The sequence below is a fragment of the Vibrio sp. PNB23_22_6 genome, assembly GCF_052877535.1.
In genome coordinates this window covers 87,278-110,018 of record NZ_JBNFXP010000003.1, presented here as the reverse complement: position 1 = coordinate 110,018, position 22,741 = coordinate 87,278, and the positions used below count along the sequence as shown (strand labels likewise).

Sequence of the window (22,741 nt, the reverse complement as noted above, 5' to 3'; positions counted from 1 at the left end):
CGTTACCTTTAAAATCCAAGACTGGACAATAAGTCATCGACTTCGTCCTGCGATGAAACCGCATCTTCCCTTAGCTCTGGATGAAGAATAGGGCCTTCTGCTTCACTTGATGGTTTATTCTTTTTATCTGTCGGTTTTGCAAAAACTTGAGTCGGTTCTGCGGCTTTACTACCAGAAAAGACGGTCAAGATCTCAACCAGGCGCTCTTCCACTTCATTGGAAAGCGTAATCACGCGACGAATGATTTGGCCAGTTAAGTCCTGGAAATCTTGTGCCATTAGAATCTCGGTCAATTGACCACGCAGCTCGGTGCTGTCACCCTCGACTTGAACTAAAAGTTCATCAATGCGGTAACAAAGCGTTTTAAATTCGCTTAATTCTATGCGGCCATGCATGAGTTCGTTCCACTGAGGGCGAACTTGTTGAAGGCACTCGTGCAGGTTATCAGCGATAGGCAAGCAGCATTCAACCGCATCCATGGTTTTGTTTGCCGCTAGTTCGGTTTTATCAATCACGTATTGCAGGCGATCCCTAGCGTCTGGGATTTCCGCTTTCGCGATTTCAGTCATGCGTTGTTCGAGATTGAACTGATTAAGTGAATCATGAAGGTCACGGGTTAATGTTCCGATTTCTTGAAGCATCGGATTTCCATCACCTTCATATATCGAGGCAACAAGCTCATTCGCTTGGTCTTGTTCCCCATTTTCTAGCATCTGAACGAGCGACTTCGCCTGCTCTAGTGAGATCATCCTGAATAGACCCTTTTACGTTTCGTTCTTTCTTATCACTTTTTAAGTGTCAAACGAGCCATCCTTTAGTATTAGGAGTAATGACTCGGTTAACAAAGAGAAAGTAAGGGTTATAAACGTTCGAAAATTTTATCTAATTTTTCTTTTAGTGTTGCTGCGGTAAATGGCTTCACGATGTAACCGTTTACACCTGCTTGAGCGGCTTCGATGATCTGTTCACGCTTTGCTTCTGCAGTGATCATAAGAACAGGAAGGTGCTTTAATTCTGCATCTGAACGGATGTGTTTAAGCAAATCAATGCCCTGCATTCCCGGCATATTCCAATCAGTCACAACAAAGTCGAAGTCACCTTTTTTCAGCATTGGTAATGCAGTTAAACCATCATCCGCTTCTTGAGTGTTATTGAAACCCAAGTCACGAAGTAGGTTTTTAACAATACGGCGCATTGTTGAGAAATCATCAACAATAAGGATCTTCATGTTTTTATTCAAAATTGCCTCCACTGAATCGTAAAATCAGTGTGTTTAGTCATTTTGTGTCCACGCACTGAGCTTGGTGCGTAAACGTTGCATAGATTGACTCAGTATTTGGCTTACGCGAGATTCGCTTACGCCCAACACATCGCCAATCTCTTTCAAGTTAAGTTCTTCGTCATAATAAAGCGAAAGAACCAAAGCTTCACGCTCTGGGAGCTGTTTTATTGATTCAACCAGTGCTTTTCGAAACGATTCATCAGCCACACCTTTGAACGGGTTGCTATCATCGGTTTCATCCGCTGGAGAAATCACATCATCAGAGACACCTAAGTCCTCAATCCCCACTAACCTTGAACAGTTTATGTCGGTAAGCGCACTATGATATTGAGTTAGTGTCATACCGAGATGCGCTGCCACTTCTGAGTCTGAAGGATCACGGTTTAGAATGCCTTCCAGTTCTGCAACCGCTTGGTTAATCTCTCGATTATTTTTATGAACAGAACGTGGTACCCAATCGCCTTTGCGAATGTCATCTAACATTGCTCCGCGAATACGGATACCAGCATAAGTTTCAAAGCTCGCACCTTTAGAACCATCATAATTCTGCTGAGCTTCGATAAGACCGATCATTCCAGCCTGAATTAAATCTTCTACCTGAACACTCGGCGGTAAGCGGCCTAACAGGTGGTGAGCAATACGCTTAACCAACACTGAGTAGCGCTCGATGAACGCCTGCTGACTATTAAATCTGCCATGTTGGTTATAGGTTATCGCGTTATTCACCAAAAGGGTCCTCTGTGAATTCGGTACGATTTAGTAATCTTTCAACAAAAAACTCAAGGTGACCACTTGGTGTTTTAGGTATTGGCCACGTAAGAGCTTTGTTCGCCAATGAGCTGATCGCTAAAGCCGCAGGAGAGCGAGGGAATGCATCCACCACTATCTTCTGCCTTTTAACGGCCTGGCGTACTTTATCATCCAATGGAATACATGCTACGAGTTCAAGGCTAACATTCAAGAACCGCTCTGTGACTAGCGTCAACTTTGCAAACAATTCTCGACCTTCACGGTAGCTTCTGACCATATTTGCAACAACTTTGAAGCGTTGCACCTGATGTTCTTTACTCAATAGCTTAATTAATGCGTAAGCATCGGTGATGGAAGTCGGTTCATCACAAACCACAACCACCACTTCTTGAGCTGCACGAGAAAAGCTGATGACCATGTCTGAAATACCCGCAGCGGTATCGATCAGCAGTACATCCATCTCATCTTCAAGGCTACCAAATGCGCGAATCAGTCCGGCATGTTGAGCATGTGAGAGTTCCGTCATGCTTTGTGTGCCCGACGTTGCAGGGACAATCTTTATACCATAAGGGCCTTCAACAATCGCATCTTTTAGCTCGCATTCTCCTGCTAGGACATGCCCAAGATTACGTTTTGAGCGAATTCCGAGCATAACGTCAACATTAGCCAAACCTAGGTCAGCATCAAGAACCATCACCTTCTTGCCTTGACGAGCCATACAAATCGCCAAACCCAATGTCACGTTTGATTTACCCACACCACCTTTTCCGCCGGTAACCGCGATTACTTGGGTCAATGATGGCTGCGTTAAGCGACGGAGGCCGCTTGCTTGATCGTATATCATATTCTCAGTCATAGTAGTCCGCCGCCCTAGAGTTCTTCATTGTCACTGTTCCAAAAGTGAGGTTCGTTCTCTGTCGACTTCTCTAACAGTTCATTTGCTTTCGCGATCATGTATTTTGGTTGTGCTATCACAATGTCTTCTGGCACGCGTTGACCATTGGCAATATAAGCCACTGGTATTGCATTCTGAATCACTACACTGATGAATTCACCTAAGCTCAATGACTCATCGAGCTTAGTCAAAATACAGCCCGACAATGGAATGCGTCGGAAATGGTCCAGAGTTTCTTGCAACACTCGACGTTGAGCAGTAGCGGGTAATACAAGGTAGCTATGAATCACTTCACCACTCTCTTGCATCAGGGTATCGAGTTGCTCAGAGAGTCTGACATCTCGCTGCCCCATGCCGGCTGTATCAACCAAAATTAGTCTTCTATTCCTTAGCTGATATATAACATCGGCTAACTCGTTAGAATCTTTAGCAACTCTTACAGGACATCCCATAATTCTTCCGTAAATGGAGAGCTGCTCATGTGCACCGATACGATAAGTGTCCGTTGTCACCAAAGCGACATTGTCGGCACCGTATTCCATCGCAGCACGCGCAGCAAGCTTAGCGACGGTGGTGGTTTTGCCCACTCCCGTAGGGCCGAGCAGTGCAACCACTCCGCCACGCTTAAGGATATCTTGCTTTGGAATATTGATTTGATCCGCCACGAGAGAAAGTAGAGCCTTCCACGCTCGCGCCGGTTTGGTGTCTTCTGGAATGTAACACGCCATTTGATCAGCAAGCTCAGGAGACACGCCCATTCTCTCTAGGCGTTTGATCAACATCGCTCTCAGCGGTTCACGGCGTTCGACTTCTTGCCACATCAAACCCGACACTTGGTGCTCAAGAAGGCGACGAATCGAGGTCATCTCTTCACGCATGTTCTCAAGCTCACTCGCCGCCTCATCGCGATCTTCCGTAGGTCGACGACGGTCATATCGCGTTGGATCCAACTTTGGGGTTGGGCGTTCAAAACGACTGTCTTGAGCAATCAGTTTTGCCAAAGGAGAGTCTGCCTGATACGGTGCAGGCTTTTCTTGGTCATAACTTTCACGGTGCTTGTTTTGGCGTTGTAACAGCGCCGATAGCGAATCTTCGTTTTCAGCAACATGCTCGTCAGAGTCTGATGCGCCGCTGCTATATTGCTTGAGCATGTTCGCGAAGCGTTGCGTCATCGAGCCTGATTTTTCATTGTTTGCATTTAGGCTGATTTTGTCTTCATCCAAACGACGATGTTGGAAACGGTCGGCGACGGATGAAGACATCTGGCGATGTTCACTATAACGATTCGGCTGAACGGTGGTGCGGCTTGATAGTAATGGTGCGCTTGCAGAGGGAGAAGCATTCGACTCGCCATCAATCGCGGCAACGATCTCTACTCCACCTGCCACCTTCTTGTTCGACATGATCACTGCGTCCGCGCCGAGTTCTTCTTTCACTTGAAGTAACGCGGCTCGCATGTCTTTGGCAAAAAATCGTTTTATTTTCAAACTATTAATCCATTAATAATGCACGGAGCTAATTGCCCACGGCTTGCACAATTCTGATCTGTTTTTCGTCCGGTATTTCTTGATAAGACAGTACGCGGAGGTTAGGTATTGTGTTCTTAACAAACTTCGCCAGTGTGGAACGCAATACACCAGAGGTTAGCAGAACAGCAGGTTCACCTCTCAATTCTTGTTCCTGTGTTGCTTGGCTCAGAGAGGACTGAAGTCGCTCTGCCAGTCCCGGCTCAATCCCCGCGGACTCCCCCCCTGATGCCTGCATAGTTTGATGCAATATTTGTTCCAGCTCAGGGATAAGCGTAATCACTGGTAACTCAGGCTCTATACCATTGATTTCCTGAACAATTAAGCGTTTCAAACTGATACGCGCCGCAGCGGTGAGAATGTCAGCTTCTTGACTCTTGCTTGAATATTCAGCCAACGTCTGCACGATAGTTCGAATATCGCGAATTGGGATCGCTTCGTTAAGCAAATTCTGTAGTACTTTAACGACCACACCAAGAGGCAACTGATCAGGAATGAAGCTCTCCACCAGTTTTGGCGCACTACGGCCTAACATTTCCATTAGATTTTGTACTTCTTCATGACCTAGTAATTGGGAAGCATTATTGGTCAGTAACTGGCTCAAATGAGTGGCCAATACCGTAGAAGAGTCCACGACGGTATAACCCAGTGCCTGCGCATGCTCACGCTGCTCCTCACGAATCCAAACGGCTTCGAGTCCAAACGCAGGGTCTATGGTTGGCTCACCTTCAATCATCCCGTACACCTGGCCTGGATTAATCGCAAGCTCTTGGTCTGGGCGGATTTCCGCCTCACCCACTGCCACCCCCATCAAGGTGATTCGATAACTGTTTGGTGTAAGTTCTAGGTTGTCACGAATATGAACAGCTGGGATCAGGAAACCAAAGTCTTGCGACAGTTTTTTACGCACACCTTTTACGCGCTCAAGCAATTCGCCACCTTGATCTCGATCCACCAAAGGAATCAAACGATAACCCACTTCTAGGCCGATAATATCAACCGGTTGAACATCATCCCATGAGAGTTCACGTTGAGAAATCGGCTCACTGCCATCTTCTGCCTTAGCGGGCAGTGCCGGCTCTTTTGCTCTCTGCTTCCGTTTTTTGTCTAACCAATAAGCAGCGCCACCCGCAACGGCAGCGAGCGATAAGAAAGAAAAATGTGGCATGCCCGGTACGATGCCCATTACACCAAGAATAATGGCGGTGATCATTAGCGCTTTCGGGTTGTCGAACATCTGGAAAACCAGCTGTTCACCCATGTCTTCATCAGTATTTTGGCGCGTTACCATCATTGCCGCAGCAATAGAGAGCAATAATGATGGGATTTGTGCCACCAAACCGTCACCGATGGTCAACAAGGTGTAGATTTGCATCGCTTCAGAAAAACCCAAACCATATTGAACCATACCGATAGACAAGCCACCGATGATGTTAATAAACAGGATCAAGATACCGGCGATAGCGTCACCTTTTACGAATTTGGACGCACCATCCATGGAGCCGTAAAAGTCTGCTTCTTTAGTCACTTCAAAACGACGTAAACGCGCTTGCTCTTGGTCGATCAAACCAGCGTTCAAATCCGCGTCGATCGCCATCTGCTTACCCGGTAAGGCGTCCAAGGTAAAGCGAGCACTTACCTCAGAAATACGACCCGCACCTTTGGTAACGACCATGAAGTTAATGATCATCAAGATAAGGAACACCACCAGACCGACAGCGTAGTTACCGCCAATAACGACGCTACCAAACGCTTCAATAACGTTACCCGCAGCGTTGCCCCCTTCATGACCGTGAAGTAATACCACACGTGTCGACGCCACGTTTAGCGCCAGACGCAACAATGTCGCGATCAGAAGGACAGTCGGGAAAGCCGCAAAGTCGAGCGGACGACGAGTGTAAACCGTGACCAACAACACGACCATGGCGAGTGCGATGTTGAAGGTGAAAAACAGATCGAGCAGAAATGCAGGTATAGGCAGAACCACCATCGCAAGGGTGGCCAAAACCATAACAGGCGCACCAATCGCCGGCATGGAGCGCTGAGGAATTTTTGGTAATTTATCTGCAAATGGCAGGCTTAACTTCATACTGCGGGGTGTCTCAATCGGTCAGGAAGCGTCTTTCAACATGCTGATGATCTTTCTACATGCTGGCATAAATACTACGCAACGGCTTTAGTCAAATTTAGCTATTGTTATTGATTCCTGTTGTTTAAGCAATCTGTGTACCACATTCAACGCCAAAATAATGACTAATCACTCAAATACCCCTCAACCCTATGAGCTTATACATTTTTTTTCGCTCGGAACCACTGTCATCGTCGTCGCGTTCATTAGTGACGGTGCTCAGGAGGAATGGGAAATTCATAGTCCTGGATTTTTGGTCGCTGACCACCCCGTTTACGATATTGTTTAAGCTGAAAAACAAACGCTAATACTTGCGCGACGGCGGTGAATAGCCCATCGGGAATTTGCTGTTCGAGATCTGTGGTGTAATAAAGCGCACGAGCCAATGGAGGAGCAGGGACAATCGTGATGTCATGTTCCCGTGCTACCTCTCGAATCTTCATTGCCATGTGGTCGGTCCCTTTGGCAATGACGACGGGCGCGCGATCGGTTTTCTGTTTATAGCGTAACGCCACTGAGAAGTGCTCAGGGTTGGTGACGATAACGTCGGCTTGCGGGACGTCGGCCATCATGCGACGCTGAGCGGCTTCTCTTTGCAACATACGAATACGACCTTTCACCTCCGGCTTACCTTCGGTTTCCTTGTATTCATCTTTGATCTCTTGCTTGGTCATCTTTAACTGATCAGCGTGTTGCCAGATCTGAAAGGGAATATCGATCGCGACGACAATCAATAGCGAACAGCTGATCAGCAAAATGAAGTTAAGCAGAATATCGAGGGCGTGAAAGATGTTTTGTGGGTACACATCCATACTAAGCTGAAATAAATCGGCCTGCGATGCTTGGATCAGGTAAATGGCCACGCCAGTGACCAGTGCCACTTTTAAAATTGACTTTACAAGTTCAACCCAACTCTGCATGCCTACCATACGCTTTAATCCACTGAGAGGATTCATCTTCGACAATTTAGGCATCGCCGCTTCGACTGAAAAGCTGATCCCACCTAACCCTGCCGCACCAACAATAGCAGCGACAAACAAAGTGACAAGAATTAAGAATAACGGAAATAACAAGTCAAGCAACGCGCCACCAGCAATATCGAACAGCTTATAGGTATCGAATATCTCATCCCTTTGCAGATCAAATAGACGGCTCATGATAGAGAACAACGCGCGTGCTAGTGACTCGCCAAACCACATTAACGCGACAGCCCCTACAATCAATACTGATGCGGATGCGAGCTCTTTTGAGCGAGCAACTTGCCCCTTCTCTCTTGCCTGTTGTAACCGTCTGGGTGTGGCTTCTTCGGTGCGTTCCTGACCGTCTGACTCTGCCAAACCAGCCTCCTAACAATCTAAGCGAATGAGCCGGCAAATCTGCGCCTCACCCACTGACCAAAACATTTCATAATGACTGTATAAACCAGCCAGAATGTACCAACAAAGTAATAAACCCACCATCAGAGCAAATGCAAAACCGAGCGAAAAGATGTTCAACTGAGGAGCTGCACGGGTCATGACACCAAATGACAAGTTAATGGTCAGTAGCGCAATAATACCCGACAACGACATACTCAATGCCGTTTTAAACATGATGCCTAACCACCCCGCCATTTCACGAAAATCGACCGAATTTAACGAACCAGAGCCTATTGGTAGGGTTTTAAAACTGAACACCACCAATTGCAGCATCTTAAGGTGCCCATCGGTCGCTAGGAAGAACATGGTGGCTAGGAACATAAACAACTGGCCCAGTACCGGCGTACTTTGACCATTCGCAGGATCAACCATTGACGCAAAACCGATACTTGACTGCATACCGAGGATTTGGCCTAGCAATACAAAAGTTTGGATCATGAACTGCGTCACCATTCCCATGGCAACACCAATGATAATTTGCTCGGCGATGGTCATAAAGCCACGAAACGAGAGCAATTCAATATCTTGTGGAACAGCAGGAATGGCAGGCATCACGGCAAACGTGATCGCAAGACCAAGATAGAGGCGAATTCGAGGCGAGACAAAACGCGCTCCGGTTACCGTCATCACCATCAACATCGCGGAGATGCGCGCATAAGGCCAGAAATAGTTGGCGATCCAGTCTAAGACAACCCCGGTTGGATACTCCATTATCGCCCCTAGTACAGCACTTGAGGCAGACGCTCAATCAAGCCATAGAAGTAGTCCATCATCATTTGCGTCATCATATGGCCAAACAGCATCAACGCGAGTAAGGTCACGATCAAACGCGGTAAAAAGCTCAGCGTTTGTTCATTAATAGAGGTCGCCGCTTGAAATACGGCCACAATAAGACCAATAAGCAAACTTGGGATAATAATGGCACAAACCATGATAAGCACCATCCACAGTGCCTCACGGAAAAGATCGACAAACATTTCAGGAGTCATGTCCTACCCTCTTCTCTCTGTGCCATCTAAAGGGCAAAACTGCCGGCGAGTGTCGACAATATTAGATTCCAACCATCCACTAGTACAAACAGCATGAGTTTAAATGGTAGCGATACGATCATCGGAGACAGCATCATCATACCCATTGCCATCAATACTGAAGCGACCACTAAGTCGATGATTAAAAATGGCAGAAATAGCATAAAGCCAATCTGAAACGCGGTTTTCAACTCAGAAGTAATAAAGGCCGGGATCAGCACTGCCATCGACACATCTTCTGGGTTGCTCACCTGCTCGCCCGACATATTGACAAAGGTTTCCAAATCTTTAATACGCGTTTGTTTCAGCATGAACGCTTTCATCGGCGCTTGTGCTGCATCAAAAGCCTGGCGTGCCGTCACTTGCTCATTTAAGTACGGCTGAACCGCTTGCTCATTTATCTCGTTTAGAACCGGTGACATGACGAAAAAAGTCAAGAAAAGTGCAATGCCAATGATCACCTGATTTGACGGCGTTTGCTGCAGACCCATCGCCTGACGTAAAATCGACATCACCACGACGATGCGCGTGAACGAAGTCATCAAAATCACCATCGCAGGCAAGAAACCCAGCATGGTCATTAACGCTAAGATCTGTAGCGTCACCGAATAATCTTCACTGCCATCTGGATTGGTGGTCATGGTAAAGGCTGGGATACCACTACCATTGCTGACAGACATCGAACGGCTTGCGCCTTTGTCACTCTGCATTGCCTGTACAGTCACACTATCACCTGCTGCCAAGTTTGAAGGCAACGTCGGTTCTTCTGCCTGAGCAAACGAAAGAGATGACAGCAGCATGCCTACCAGCAGTATCAAGCTGGTGAAAAGCCGGCGGATCGAATTATCCTTGATCATGTTTTTTTATCAGTTGACTAAAGTGACTGGCGAAAGCGCTGCTTGCTAACGCTTCCTCTTTTAGTGGCGTTTCAAGCTTAGCTAGGGTTTGGATAGATTGACTGGTAATCCCCACCAAAAACTGCTCCTCGCCCACTTGGACAACCGCAATACGTTCTTTAGTACCCACAGGCAATTGACTGACAATACGCAAACCTTTTTGCTGTCCCATTGTCGGTACTTGCATGCGTTTAAGCAGCCAAGCCAGCAATAAGATCACACCAATCACCAGTACTAATGAGCCAAGAGTCGTCGCGAGATCTAGATTACTTGGTGCGGCCGCAAATGCATAAGGAGCACTTAGCATTAAGCTCAGTGCTCCTGTGATTTGCTTCAATCTCGGTTTAATTGAACGGCTCATATTAACGCAACTTTTTGATGCGTTCAGTTTGGCTGATCACGTCGGTTAGACGAATACCAAATTTATCGTTGACGACAACCACTTCGCCGTGCGCGATCAACGTGCCGTTAACCAATACGTCCAATGATTCACCCGCTAAACGATCTAACTCCACGACTGAACCTTGGTTCAATTGCAGTAAGTTACGAATGCTAATTTGTGAACGGCCCACTTCCATAGAGATGGTTACTGGGATATCCATAATGGTGTCGAGTTTACGACGCTCATCATCAGTGATTGGACTTGAGGTATCTTTTAACTCTTCCAGTGGCGCTGCCAATACTTCATCTACGTTAATAGAAGGCGCTGACGGGTCTTCGCCAAGAGCGGCTGCCCATTCGTCTGCAAGCTTTTGATCGTCACTTAGTTCCATTTTAATGTCCTGTGTTAAACCTATTCGCGCCGTTATAGTCCAGTTTCAAACCATTGAACCCGGAGGCGCGTAACTTCAGTAAAGTATTTTTAGTCGTCAGTATCGTCGTCGTTCTCAAGTTCAGACATGATGTCTTTATTCAAAAACGCTAAATCGGTTTTTACTACATTCGGGCGTTCGATTTCTTGAGAAATCTGTACTGCCATTTTGTCTTCAGAGCGACCCATTTTCACTCGGTATGTCGGTAAATCCTCAATGAACATGGTTGCGTGTTCAGGCATCTCAATCGGGATCACATCGCCCGGTTGCAACTCCATCAAATCACGAAGAGAGATGTTTTTCTCTAGCAAATTCACACGGAAGTTTACTGGGCAATCCATGATTTCTTCACGCAGTGCTGAGCTCCAGCGCACATCGGTTTCCATCTTGTCCGACTGTACACCCGCATCAAGCAGTTCACGGATGGGTTCCACCATTGAGTACGGCATCACCACGTGGAAGTCGCCGCCGCCGCCATCCACTTCAATATGGAACGAACTCACAACGATCACCTCTGTCGGGCTCACGATGTTTGCCATACTTGGGTTCACTTCTGAATCTAAGTACTCGAACTCAACCCCCATTACTGGAGACCACGCTTCTTTATAATCTTCAAAAACAATCTTCAGCAGTAACTGAATAATGCGTCGTTCGGTTGGGGTAAATTCACGCCCTTCAATCTTGGCGTGGAATCGGCCATCGCCCCCAAAGAAGTTCTCTACCAGAATAAAAACCAAACGCGCTTCCATGGTGATTAACGTCGTGCCTTTAAGCGGACGGAAACGCACCATGTTCAAACTCGTTGGAACGTATAGGGTGTTTTGGTATTCACCAAATTTCATCATCTGTACGCCGTTAATCGACACTTCAGCCGTTTTGCGTAACATGTTAAACAGGCTAATACGCAAATGTCGTGCAAAACGCTCGTTAATAAGTTCGAGCGTTGGCATGCGGCCACGTACAATCCTGTCTTGAGACGAGAAATCGAAACTGACAGCACCTTCGATGTCGTTATCTATGGAGTCGTCAATGTCATCAACATCATCAACCCCGTGTAGCAGCGCATCAATCTCGTCTTGGCTTAATAGATCGGTCACGTTATACCTATTGAATTACAAAATCTGTAAACAGCACTTTTTCAATGACTGGCTTGCCTACGGCCACGTTCAGCGCCGCTTTAATGTCGTCAGACGCACGGTCACGCAGCTCAACACGGCCAGAAGGAGAGCGTAGTTGCTCAACAGTGGCCGAGGCAAAGGTTGACAGCAATGAACTTTCGATAAGAGGAGAGTGGTAACGAGCAAGCTGCTCATTCTCACTACCACGCACCATTAGCTGTGCTTGGATTTGCACTAGTCTATCACGACGGTCACCCGTCACATTGAAAATAAAGGGCTGTGGAATATTCACATAAGCAATGGGGGCAGCTGCCGTTGCAGCTTGTGCTTGCTGGGCATATTCTCTTTGCGCTAGCTCGTCAGAACCCATGAAAAAGAATGCCGCTGCACCACCGCCAACAAGCAATACGACCACTGCGATAATGATGATCAATAGCTTACTTTTTCCTTTAGGAGCGTCGGCTCCTTGTCGCTGTTCTTCTGCCATTCCTGCCTCTTTTTCTTACTACTTAACCTAGGTTGAGGTTATTTATTATCATTTCAGGCTGCTATTCTATGCGTAGAAACTAATTCCATCACGCTTTGACGCCACATTCAAATCAAGATTCACATCACCATCAACGTTTTCATCTGACGTTTGCGAAAGCTCTCGACTTAATGCCCCCTGACCGTTCTGCTCAGACGTCGTATGTCGTTCTTGTTGCTGACCACTGCTTTGCTGCTGAACGGAAGACTCTGCTAACTGCATCCCCTGCTGAGCAAGCATTTCTCTCAGACGTGGCATGGTTTGTTCAATGATCTCGCGAGCTTGAGGGTTTGTCACCGTAAAGTGCACGTTAGCCAAATCATTATTCATGGTCATGCGGATCTGCATACGCCCAAGTTCCGGCGGATCAAGACGGATATCGAGATTTTTCAAATTCTTTGACATCATCATCTGCACTTTTTCCGCCATTTGTTCATTGGCCAACTCTTTGGTCAACTGTAATGGGAGCTGTGCTTGCTGCGCCGCATCAATGCGAGCTTGTTGAGTCGCATTCACACCTTGATGGCTCGCTGCCGCTTGAATTTGCCCAGCAAAACCATGTTGTGGCTCATTCTTATCTTGCTTATTCACAGCGGCTTTAAGTGCGCTCGCCGTTAAACCGGCATTCATCACCGTCTTGCTTAATTCAGCATTAGCCTGAGCCGTAGGATTCGTATTTGCGGTCAGTAGCGCATCCGGTGTAGATGACACCGCTACTTTATCTGAATTGAGTGGGACTTGCGCTGCCGTTGGCTTCACTTCTGAATGGTTAGCCTGCTGTGCCATCGACATTGAAACCCCTTGTCGTGCCGTGTTCACTTGAGCTGCATGCTGCTCAGACAGCGCCACTTTTCCGTCACTAGGCAAGGCAACAAGCTGTGCCAAATCTTGCTCTGGTATATCCGCGACGACCAAGCCCGATCGCAAACCATCAATCACTTCAAGCTCCTGCTGAGAAAGCGGCTGGCCTTGAGCTAATTTATTATCAATGACTTCTAGCGTATCTAAAGAGATACGTGTCACAGCGCCCGCTTCCGTCATTGCTTGGGTCTGTGCAGCTTGTGTACTTGATGAATTCCAATCAATATGGGCTGTCACGTTAGCTTTTGTTTCACTAACCCCTTCACCTAGGTCAACCGACTTGGCTGAAGATGCCTCATTTTCAGAACCTGCAATACCCTGCTGAACATCTTGCGCCTTAACATCTGTCTGAACGGGCAATTCGGTGACTGGATGCTGGTTCAATGCTTGTTCTTCGTTACCAGACTGAGCGGCAGAAATGCCGTTGGCGATTGCATCAACTTGCCCAGGCAATCCTTTGCCGCCTTCTAACGAAGTGCTATTCGAATTCAATGTTTGGTTGGCCGTTTGGATTCGCCCCAATAACTGCTGACCTTCATCCATCGCGCTTTCAACCTCGTGCCCCTTCACAGAGGCAATGTCGGTTTCGGTGACCGGTTTCATGCTGGTTGGTGAATTGGAAACAACCGCTTCTTCAAGTGAGTCTTCAGCCGACGTGGCCTTCACTTCCCCTTGAGTCAATAACTCATCCGTCGTGACTTTTTCTTGGCTCTCGCTTTCTAGTTCAGCAGGCTTTTCTGTTTGTTGCGAATCCGTAAACGCCCCGGCTAAAGTTTCCAAAAAACCGTTGTTTGCCGGGTTGTCTGTCGCCGCCATGGTAGCCGACTCAACTGTCGAAGCCTTATTGGTCGCTGAAATATTTGGCAAATTCACATTCATATAGAAGCTCTCGTCGTGAGCGTGTTACGTTGCACTGTCGAATTCCGCATCAGTGGCAAGATTGAGTTTATGAGGTAAAAAAGCAAAAATCACGCCAATGTGAAGCGTGACTTTTCTGACGACCGCCACTAATCATGGTGTGCTCAGGCCAGAGCAATGGGATTAAAACTGGATTTTTTGGCGACTATAGAGCAGCGTCGAGAATTCATCCATCTGCTTTTGCTCTTTTTTTGCTTCGGCTTGCTGCTTCTCTTTGGCGCGCTTTTCTATCATCCATTCGTAAGACATGCGCTCTTTACGCATATTCAACCAATAGTCTTGACAGTTTTGGACTTGGTTTTTGAAATGGCTTTCGGCTTGTTTCTGCTTAGAAAGTGTTTCATCTAACTGAGTAAGAAACCGATTTAAATGACCATATTGGCTTGCCGTTAATCCCGCCATTCCTCGGTCAACCAATTGATGGCAGTAATCAAGGCGGTATTTTTCGATCTGCTCAACTTGACGGTAGTAATCCTCTAGTTCGGTTCGCGCTTTGTTAAGGGCTAATACCGCTTGGTCTTCTCGTTCTTTCGACTGCTCAAGCAGAAACTCCATGGCGTTTTCCATACGCTATTACCCACCCAAAATGCTTTTTAGCATGTTGACACACATGTCGTATGGCACCGATTCTTTCATGCGCTGTTGCAAGTAATCGTCTAACCTCGGTTTTAACGTAAATGCACTGTCGATAGCCGGATCAGCACCTGGCTTATAGGCTCCAATCGAGACCAAATCTTGGTTTTTACGACAAATCGACAATACCTGACGCACCGCTTTCGACATTAACACGTGCTCTTCTGTGGTGATTTGCGGCATAACACGACTGACCGACTTTTCAACATCAATCGCGGGGTAATGACCTGCATCAGCCATTTCACGCGACAACACGATGTGACCGTCGAGAATCGCGCGGGATGCATCCGCAATCGGGTCCTGAAGATCGTCACCCTCGGTTAGTACGGTGAAAAATGCCGTGATCGAGCCTTGCTCTGGACTGCCGTTACCCGCACGCTCCACCAGCGCTGGTAACTTAGCAAATACCGATGGCGGATAACCTTTCGTTGCAGGCGGTTCACCCACTGATAAGGCAATTTCACGTTGCGCTTGAGCAAAGCGGGTGAGTGAATCCATCAATAATAAAACATCTAAGCCTTGGTCACGGAAATACTCAGCGATGGTCAGTGCTGTCTGGCAACCTTTTAAACGCATCAAAGGGGAAGCATCTGCTGGTGCGGCGACAACAACGGAACGACGACGTCCATCTTCACCCAAAATATCTTCAATGAACTCTTTAACTTCTCGTCCACGTTCACCAATCAAGCCCACCACGACCACCTGCGCGGTAGTGCCTCGAGTCATCATGCCTAATGTGACCGATTTACCCACACCAGAGCCGGCAAAAAGGCCGATACGCTGGCCTTTACCCACCGTGAGCAAACCGTTGATCGCTTTTAACCCCACATCCAAAGGTTCAGAAATCGGTTTACGCGACAACGGATTTATCGGGTCTGCGTTAAAAGACGCGCGATGCTCAGTGTAGATGGGGCCGAGGCCATCGAGTGGATTCCCTACACCATCAATGACGCGGCCAAGCAGTTCCATCCCAACGGGCAATCCCGCTTCGCTGGTCAAAGGTGTCACTTTTGCACCTGGGAGAATGCCCGTGATCTGTTCACTCGGCATCAAGAATAGGTTATCACCGGAAAAGCCCACCACTTCCGCTTCCATATGACCGGACATAGTTTCAACTAAACACAAACTGCCAATCGGTGCGCGACAGCCCGTCGCCTCTAGCGTCAAGCCGACTACACGCACTAGCTTGCCAGACGCAACGGGACGCGTGGTTAAGCCTTCTACTTTGTAGTTTTTTAAACGGTCGGCTAAGGCTTGCATCGGTTACTCGCTCCCTTGATGGCGGTTTGCGCCACAGAAGCTGTTTAGCACGCTTTTCACGCGCTCTTCCATGCGATAGTTAATACTCGATTCACCGGCCGAAATTTGTAAATCGCCACGATTCAGTGCTGGCTCTGCAACCAATGTCCAGTTACGACAATCAAGCTCTTCTTGACCATAAGCCGAACGGATAATCGCAACATCATCTGGATTTAAATGCAGCGTAATTGGGTGGCCAGAGATTGGCAACGCTTCGACCGATTGCTTCACCGTATCGAGAATAATCTGAGGGTTGGTCTGCACTTCGACATGCACGACTTCTTTAACGAGACAGAGCACCATGTCCACCAGTTGCTTTTCTACCTGAGCATTCATCAGCTCCAAAGGTTGTGCAAACTGGTTAGCAAGATGCAAAAATGTATCTACTTGCTGCTGGATATACTCTTGCCCCGCTGTTACTCCTTCTGCCTTACCCTGATCTAAACCTTCAGCGTGACCGGCCTGTATGCCTTCTTCTTTGCCTTTGTCGTATCCCTGCTTGAACCCCGCTTCTTGCCCTTGATATAAGCCTTCTTGATAAGCGCCTTGCTTAATCAGTTCGATTTGCTCTTCCGTGAGTTCAAGAGGTTGTTCTTCTTCCGGTTCATCGAAATTCGGCACCCAACCAGGGTCGTAGTTAAACGCAGTTTCTTTGGCTTGTTTCGCTTTTGGCTCACCGTAATCTGGCAAACCCCAGCGTTGCGGTTCGATCATCGCATCATCTTCATCAGGACGGATAAATCCACGTTTTCTATCGCCAACCATGATTAGTCTACCGTTTGCTTGTTATAACAGAGGGAAATCAGCGCTCTTCAATACAATGAAAAGCGCTAAGGAGGATTATAAGAATTCGTCTGCGCCGCCAGACAACATGAGGTCGCCAGCGTCTGCCATACGACGAGCAATGGCTAGAATTTCTTTCTGAGCCGCTTCTACATCGGCCACACGAACTGGTGGCATCGCTTCGATATCGTCGCGCATCATCTCAGCAGCACGCTTAGACATGTTCCTCAAGACTTTCTCACGTAGTGATTCATCCGCACCTTTAAGTGCACGTTGTAGAATGTCTTGTGGCACGTCACGCAGCAACTTCTGAATACCCTGATCGTCCACTTCGATCAAGTTATCGAAGACAAACATCAAATCTTGAATTTGTGTCGCCATGTCTTCGTCTTGATCGCGGATTTGATCCATCAAGATACCTTCGACGTTGTTGTCTAGGTAATTCATAATTTCTGCTGCTGCCTTCAGGCCGCCAATCTTAGCCGCTTGAGCCCCCGCTTGACCAGCAAACTGTTTTTCCATGATTTCGTTCAGCTCTGCTAGAGCAGATGGCTGAACTTCTTCTAGGTTGGCAATACGCATCATCAAATCCAGACGCACACGCTCCGGAAACTGAGAAAGGATTTCTGCCGACTGGTCGGCCTCCAAATAGGACAAGACAATGGTCTGAATTTGCGGGTGTTCGTTAACAATGATGCTCGCCACTTGACGTGGGTCCATCCATTTTAATGAGTCTAGGCCTTTGGAACCGGTACCCAATAGAATTTGGTCAACTAAGTTATTTGCTTTGTCTTCACCTAGGGCTGCGATAAGTGTATTACGCATAAAGTCTTCGCTGCCCATACCAATGTTAGTGTATTTCTGGATGTCTTCCAAAAATGCACGATGCACCGCCGAAACTTTGTCTTGGCTAAGATCTTTCGCCTTTGCCATTGCGCTACCCACACGCTGAACCTGTTTGGGCTCTAGATGGCGTATGATACCTGCCGCATCTTGCTCATTCAGACTCAATAGCAAAATCGCCGCTTTCTCGTCTCCCGTAATGGTTGATGCATCAAAGTCTACCGGCAGACCCACGCCGTTATCATTTTGCGCTACGATATCGTTAGCCATTGTCATTCATCCAGTTTTTCACTACTTGTGCGGCAAGTTCAGGCTCATTGGCAACAAGCGCTCGCACCGCTTTCAATACATCTTCATCTTTATGAAGGTTCGGCAGATCAATGCTTGAGCCAAATTCAAACAATTCACTACTTTCAATGTCACTACCAATTAAGCTGGTTTCACCATTCGCACCAATTGGCAGACCATCTGGCCCGTAGATTTCGTCTTCATCGCCACTTGCTGGGTTAAGCAGTTTTTTCAGCGCCGGACGAACCAGAACAAGAACGACGACGATGATCACCAACGCACTCGCAAACCAGCGAACCCAGTCATTGAAGTTCGGGTGCTCCCAAATTGGTGGGTCGATCATCTGCTCCATTTCAGGTTCAGCAAATTTCACACTCAATACGTTAAGCAAATCGCCACGGGTTTGATCAAAGCCAACCGCACCAATAAGCACCTGACGAATCGCATTAATTTCAGACTCTGACATTGCTGTATGCGTCACTTCCCCCGTATCAGGGTTCACTTGACGATGCTCTTTTATCGCAACAGATACGGTTTGGCGCGCCACGGTTCCCGTCTGTTTGCGTTCATGGCTAATGGTGGTATCGAGTTCAAAATTGCGTGTGGATTCTTTACGCACCGAGCCTTGCCCCAAAACCGAGCCATCTTTCATCTGTGCCACATCTTGTGGAATCGATGCATCCGCAGGCGGTTGGTTGCTCAACGCGCCAGGGATGCCCGCAACCATATTGCCGTTGTTGTAATCTTCTAGCGCGTATTCACTTCGCGTTGCTGGTGTATTTGGATCGAAGCGCTTACGCGTTTGCTCTACCGCACTGAAATCCATCTGAATATCGACTTGCGCAGTGTAGTTACCAAAACCAAGAATAGGCAAAAGAACGGAATCAATTTTTTCACGTAGCGCCTGTTCTTGGCTGCGTTCTAGCTCTTGCTCTTTACGACGAGCGGCAGAAGCAGGATCTTGCGAACCTGAGCTAAGCAAACGGCCGTGTTGATCTGTCACGGTGATACGTGATGTCTTCATGCCCGGGACGGCACTGGCCACCATATCAACAATCGAATCCACTTCTTGTTGCTTTAGGTTTGCCCCTGTAGACAAGGTTAAGAATACCGACGCCGATGCTTCTTGGTTGTGACGTACGAAAACACTGTGTTTTGGCAAAGCCAGTAACACTCGCGCTTTCCGCACTTGTTTCATCTCTTCGATGGCCTGAGCAAGTTGTCGCTCACGACTCAGCTTAAGTCGCTCTTGCTCCAGGCGCTGCGACACGCCAAAGCCCATGTCTTGTAGCAGAATGTCATCGCCCGCTTCGGTCGCTTTATTGACGCCTGCGCGCACCATGCCAAGCTTGATCGAGTTGTATTCACTCGACTCAACTGACACATTATTACCGTCAAGCTTGTAGTTGATTTTTTGCTGATCGAGATAATCTAGCACGGGGATCAGTTCTTCGGTCTCGTATACGCCAAGAGGGCGCATTTCAGGCTCTTTAACCCAGAAGAACAACATCACGATTAATGCAACACAAATAGAGATAGACAACACGAGTACGACTTGTCGAAGTAAGTCGAGATCACCCACGGCCATATCAAATTTTGATGCACTGCGTTCTTCAAGATCTGGATTTTGGCTTTCCATATCCAGATCGGAATTCGCAATCAATGTACCGTCAGAGCCACCACCGGTGACGGTTAAATCTGTAGACTTGTCTGCCACTCTTATTACCTAAATTACACCGGCATGTTCATGAGGTCTTTGTAGGCCTCGACGAGCTTATTGCGGATTTGAACAGTGGCTTCGAAAGCAACACTAGATTTGTTACGTGCGATCATCACATCAGACAGGGAAACATCGGCATCGCCTCGGTCAAAGCGCGTTTGGAGATCGCCCGATGATTTTTGCAGTGAGTTAACGTTATTGATAGCTTTAGTTAGGAGATCACCAAAATCTTCGCCAACTTTTGCACCGGTTGCAGTAGGAGCGGTACTCGCCGCATCTACCATCATGGCGCGCATTTCTGCTTGAATACCATCAACTTTCATTATCACCTCTAAGCCAAATGTTTGACTATAAATAAAACCTAATTTTGACACAGCAATTACTGTGCCATAAGACAATAGTGTTATAGTGTACCCACACTTTTGTCTTATGGCTATGCGTGTGGCTACTACGCTGGAATATCGATACCGGCGTCACGCATTTTGGCCAGTTTATAACGCAGTGTTCGCGGACTGATCCCTAGCTTCTCCGCCATCTCTTTGCGACGGCCATTACATTCGATCAGCGTTTCAAGAATGATGGCGTACTCTTGATCACGCAGTTCACCACCAAGCCCTTCACTGCCCGCTGCAACACGGCTAACTGATGACTCCACCATTGCCACGGGTTTGACATCAGGCACCAGTGTCTCAGCATTCTGTACAACGTATTGCAGGCTGTTTGCGTCTTGCCAATCTACACCTTCTAGCAAAATGTGTTCTGCATCAATGTCACCGTTTTCACTTAAAATCAATGCACGCTGAACCACGTTATCCAGTTCACGGACGTTACCCGGCCATGTGTATTGCAGCAGCTTATCTAACGCAATCGCTGAGAACTGAGGTACTGGCATTCCCATCTTGCTGCAATGACGCTCAGCGAGATGTTTGGCAAGCGGCGTGATGTCGCCTTTACGCTCACACAACGCTGGCCATGAGATTGGGAAAACATTCAGACGATAGTACAAGTCCTCTCGGAAATTACCTTGCGAGACATATTGCTTAAGATCGCGGTTACTGGTCGCTAACACGCGTACATCCAGTTTGATGCTCTTGCGACTACCAAGGCGCTCCACTTCACGTTCTTGCAATACGCGTAGAAGCTTCGCTTGTAGGCTAAGATCCATTTCACTGATTTCATCCAACAAGATCGTGCCGCCCTGAGCTTGCTCAAATTTACCCGGACACGCTTGTACCGCGCCAGTAAATGCCCCTTTTTCATAACCAAATAAGGTCGCTTCCAACATGTTGTCAGGAATCGCAGCACAGTTGATGGCAACGAACGGGCCACCTTTACGGTTAGAAGCGTTGTGGATATAACGCGACATTACCTCTTTACCCGAGCCGCTCGGTCCCAAGATCATCACGTTAGCATCAGTACGTGCGACTTTATCTGCCAGAGCAAGCAAGCGCAGGCTTTTTTCATCGGCCACGATGGCATCACCATTATCGTCACTCTTAATTGGTGCATAACGGCTTACCATGTTCAGCAACACTTCTGGTGCAAATGGTTTCGCCATGTAATCAATCGCACCTTCTTTCATGGCCGAAACCGCATCTTCGATATTGGCGTATGCCGTCATCAGCAACACGGGCAGATTTGGCCAATTCTGTTTGATATTACGTAACAGCGCTAAGCCGCCCATCCCTGCCATTTGTACATCAGAAACGACGATGTCCACCGTGTTCGACTTCAGTTTCACCAAAGCGTCTTCGGCACAATCCGCTTCTAACCACTCATACCCTGCCAGAGCCAGAGTATCCACTAGGGCTTCACGAAGACCTTCATCGTCTTCTACGATCAGCACTTTGCTTTGCGCCATTATGATTCTCCAGTATCTGCTTGCACTCGCTCTAGCGGAATGCACATGGTAAAGCAGGCTCCATCGCCCTGCTCTGAAATAAGTTCCAATCGACCGTCATGGGCACGGCAGACCATTTGAACCACAGCGAGTCCCAATCCAGTACCTTGAGAACGGGTGGTAAAAAATGGCTCCATAATTTTGGCTTGCAGTTCTTTTGGTACGCCCGGGCCACTGTCTTGTACAGAAATACGCAACTCATCATTTACCGGACGGAAAAAGACATCAATTTGAGATTCTTTGCCAGACATCTGAATCGCGTTCATCACTAAGTTACTCAGCGCTGAAGCAATGGCGTTGGCGTTGCCCAACAATTCAGTTTGCTCTTCTTCAACTTCTAGGCAGTAATCGATGTGGTTGTTCTTCAGCGCGGCTTCTACCATTGGCTGATATTCCGCCACAAGCTGGGCAATGTTAAATGGTTTAATGACTTTATTATCACCACCTTTGGCAAAAAGCAGCATATCATTCACCTGCTTTTCCAAATCGTGCAGTCGATCCATTAATTTGCTTTGAAATCGATCTTTTGTTGTCGGTGGAAGATTTGGCGCGCCTAAATTAGAGGCATAAAGCATTGCACTCGATAGTGGCGTTCTTACTTGGTGAGCCAATGATGCCACCATACGCCCCAATGAGGACAAACGTTGCAAGTCACTGACTCGTGCTTGCAATAGACGCGTTTCCGTTAAATCCGTGATGAGGATAAGCTGGCCCGTTGTCGACGCGGATATCGCCAAACGCACTTTGCGACCATTGCGCAGTGAAACTTCGTGGCCGTCATCCTCACGCGGATCAAAAGCCGCTTGAATAATGGTGAACCATTTCTCGTTGACCAGTGGAATCTCAAGAATTCGATGCGCTTCTGGATTCGCTTCACGCACAACACCATGCGTATCAAGCAAAATCACACCAGCAGGCATCACATCCAAGACTTGCTTGTAACGCTCTACTTGACTCTCTACTGAATCTAAATGGGATTGGTTGGTGTTATTGTCCATTAACTGCCTATCGAAATGTCGCCATTAAAAAACAAACAGCTTGGCAAGCAATTAGCGTACCAAGCTATTTTTAATATTTATCATAGAGTTAGGGTACAGACAAGAAGTTGACACTAAGA

23 protein-coding genes are annotated in these 22,741 nt (G+C 47.4%); all 23 read right to left on the bottom strand.

Annotated features, from left to right (window positions below; genetic code table 11):
- Positions 1 to 8 precede the first annotated feature (8 nt).
- On the bottom strand, positions 9 to 749 hold the full coding sequence (locus ACVA54_RS03635) for a protein phosphatase CheZ (RefSeq protein ID WP_446649405.1): 741 nt from the start codon (positions 747 to 749) through the stop codon (positions 9 to 11).
- 110 nt (positions 750 to 859) lie between these two features.
- On the bottom strand, positions 860 to 1,228 hold the full coding sequence (gene cheY / locus ACVA54_RS03630; protein WP_099079784.1) for a chemotaxis response regulator CheY: 369 nt from the start codon (positions 1,226 to 1,228) through the stop codon (positions 860 to 862).
- 45 nt (positions 1,229 to 1,273) lie between these two features.
- A complete protein-coding gene (locus ACVA54_RS03625; RefSeq protein WP_099079783.1) occupies positions 1,274 to 2,008 on the bottom strand; it encodes an RNA polymerase sigma factor FliA in 735 nt (244 codons plus the stop codon).
- Positions 2,001 to 2,888 (bottom strand): MinD/ParA family protein, encoded by an 888-nt coding sequence (locus tag ACVA54_RS03620; protein ID WP_099079782.1) that lies wholly within the window; start codon positions 2,886 to 2,888, stop codon positions 2,001 to 2,003. Before ACVA54_RS03620 ends, ACVA54_RS03625 begins: the two co-directional genes overlap by 8 nt.
- 14 nt (positions 2,889 to 2,902) lie before the next feature.
- Positions 2,903 to 4,414 carry a flagellar biosynthesis protein FlhF gene (gene flhF, locus ACVA54_RS03615; RefSeq protein ID WP_446608554.1) on the bottom strand — a complete coding sequence of 504 codons (1,512 nt, stop codon included), beginning with the start codon at positions 4,412 to 4,414 and terminating at the stop codon, positions 2,903 to 2,905.
- Between the two features lie 28 nt (positions 4,415 to 4,442).
- Positions 4,443 to 6,542 carry a flagellar biosynthesis protein FlhA gene (flhA, locus tag ACVA54_RS03610; protein WP_446618993.1) on the bottom strand — a complete coding sequence of 700 codons (2,100 nt, stop codon included), beginning with the start codon at positions 6,540 to 6,542 and terminating at the stop codon, positions 4,443 to 4,445.
- Positions 6,543 to 6,787: 245 nt separating this feature from the next.
- On the bottom strand, positions 6,788 to 7,918 hold the full coding sequence (gene flhB / locus ACVA54_RS03605) for a flagellar biosynthesis protein FlhB (protein WP_119463441.1): 1,131 nt from the start codon (positions 7,916 to 7,918) through the stop codon (positions 6,788 to 6,790).
- Between the two features lie 9 nt (positions 7,919 to 7,927).
- A complete protein-coding gene (fliR, locus tag ACVA54_RS03600; RefSeq protein WP_099079778.1) occupies positions 7,928 to 8,710 on the bottom strand; it encodes a flagellar biosynthetic protein FliR in 783 nt (260 codons plus the stop codon).
- 8 nt (positions 8,711 to 8,718) lie between these two features.
- The gene (gene fliQ, locus ACVA54_RS03595) at positions 8,719 to 8,988 is read right to left on the bottom strand and encodes a flagellar biosynthesis protein FliQ (RefSeq protein ID WP_099079777.1); all 270 of its coding nucleotides are present in this window, start codon (positions 8,986 to 8,988) and stop codon (positions 8,719 to 8,721) included.
- A 26-nt stretch (positions 8,989 to 9,014) separates the two neighbouring features.
- Entirely contained in the window at positions 9,015 to 9,884 is an 870-nt protein-coding gene (gene fliP / locus ACVA54_RS03590; protein ID WP_446631300.1) for a flagellar type III secretion system pore protein FliP, read from the bottom strand.
- The gene (gene fliO, locus ACVA54_RS03585; RefSeq protein WP_099079775.1) at positions 9,871 to 10,284 is read right to left on the bottom strand and encodes a flagellar biosynthetic protein FliO; all 414 of its coding nucleotides are present in this window, start codon (positions 10,282 to 10,284) and stop codon (positions 9,871 to 9,873) included. The genes fliP and fliO overlap by 14 nt, the downstream gene beginning before the upstream one ends.
- A 1-nt stretch (position 10,285) precedes the next feature.
- Positions 10,286 to 10,696: a flagellar motor switch protein FliN gene (gene fliN, locus ACVA54_RS03580; protein WP_099079774.1), complete on the bottom strand. Its 411-nt coding sequence runs from the start codon at positions 10,694 to 10,696 to the stop codon at positions 10,286 to 10,288.
- A gap of 89 nt (positions 10,697 to 10,785) precedes the next feature.
- A complete protein-coding gene (fliM, locus tag ACVA54_RS03575; RefSeq protein ID WP_099079773.1) occupies positions 10,786 to 11,832 on the bottom strand; it encodes a flagellar motor switch protein FliM in 1,047 nt (348 codons plus the stop codon).
- A 7-nt stretch (positions 11,833 to 11,839) separates the two neighbouring features.
- Entirely contained in the window at positions 11,840 to 12,340 is a 501-nt protein-coding gene (gene fliL / locus ACVA54_RS03570; protein ID WP_099079772.1) for a flagellar basal body-associated protein FliL, read from the bottom strand.
- A 66-nt stretch (positions 12,341 to 12,406) separates the two neighbouring features.
- Positions 12,407 to 14,119, bottom strand: coding sequence for a flagellar hook-length control protein FliK (locus ACVA54_RS03565; protein ID WP_446649404.1), 1,713 nt, complete (start codon positions 14,117 to 14,119; stop codon positions 12,407 to 12,409).
- A 162-nt stretch (positions 14,120 to 14,281) separates the two neighbouring features.
- Positions 14,282 to 14,725 (bottom strand): flagellar export protein FliJ, encoded by a 444-nt coding sequence (gene fliJ, locus ACVA54_RS03560; RefSeq protein ID WP_099079770.1) that lies wholly within the window; start codon positions 14,723 to 14,725, stop codon positions 14,282 to 14,284.
- A 6-nt stretch (positions 14,726 to 14,731) separates the two neighbouring features.
- Complete coding sequence (fliI, locus tag ACVA54_RS03555; protein WP_446639890.1) at positions 14,732 to 16,051, bottom strand: flagellar protein export ATPase FliI; 1,320 nt, start codon at positions 16,049 to 16,051, stop codon at positions 14,732 to 14,734.
- 3 nt (positions 16,052 to 16,054) lie between these two features.
- Positions 16,055 to 16,855: a flagellar assembly protein FliH gene (fliH, locus tag ACVA54_RS03550; protein ID WP_446649403.1), complete on the bottom strand. Its 801-nt coding sequence runs from the start codon at positions 16,853 to 16,855 to the stop codon at positions 16,055 to 16,057.
- A 75-nt stretch (positions 16,856 to 16,930) separates the two neighbouring features.
- Positions 16,931 to 17,986: a flagellar motor switch protein FliG gene (gene fliG / locus ACVA54_RS03545; protein ID WP_099079767.1), complete on the bottom strand. Its 1,056-nt coding sequence runs from the start codon at positions 17,984 to 17,986 to the stop codon at positions 16,931 to 16,933.
- Positions 17,979 to 19,721: a flagellar basal-body MS-ring/collar protein FliF gene (gene fliF, locus ACVA54_RS03540; protein WP_099079766.1), complete on the bottom strand. Its 1,743-nt coding sequence runs from the start codon at positions 19,719 to 19,721 to the stop codon at positions 17,979 to 17,981. The genes fliG and fliF overlap by 8 nt, the downstream gene beginning before the upstream one ends.
- A gap of 14 nt (positions 19,722 to 19,735) precedes the next feature.
- A complete protein-coding gene (fliE, locus tag ACVA54_RS03535; RefSeq protein WP_099079765.1) occupies positions 19,736 to 20,047 on the bottom strand; it encodes a flagellar hook-basal body complex protein FliE in 312 nt (103 codons plus the stop codon).
- Between the two features lie 125 nt (positions 20,048 to 20,172).
- Positions 20,173 to 21,585 carry a sigma-54-dependent transcriptional regulator gene (locus ACVA54_RS03530; RefSeq protein ID WP_446579886.1) on the bottom strand — a complete coding sequence of 471 codons (1,413 nt, stop codon included), beginning with the start codon at positions 21,583 to 21,585 and terminating at the stop codon, positions 20,173 to 20,175.
- Positions 21,585 to 22,622, bottom strand: coding sequence for a sensor histidine kinase (locus tag ACVA54_RS03525; protein ID WP_099079763.1), 1,038 nt, complete (start codon positions 22,620 to 22,622; stop codon positions 21,585 to 21,587). Before ACVA54_RS03525 ends, ACVA54_RS03530 begins: the two co-directional genes overlap by 1 nt.
- Between the last annotated feature and the right edge of the window lie 119 nt (positions 22,623 to 22,741).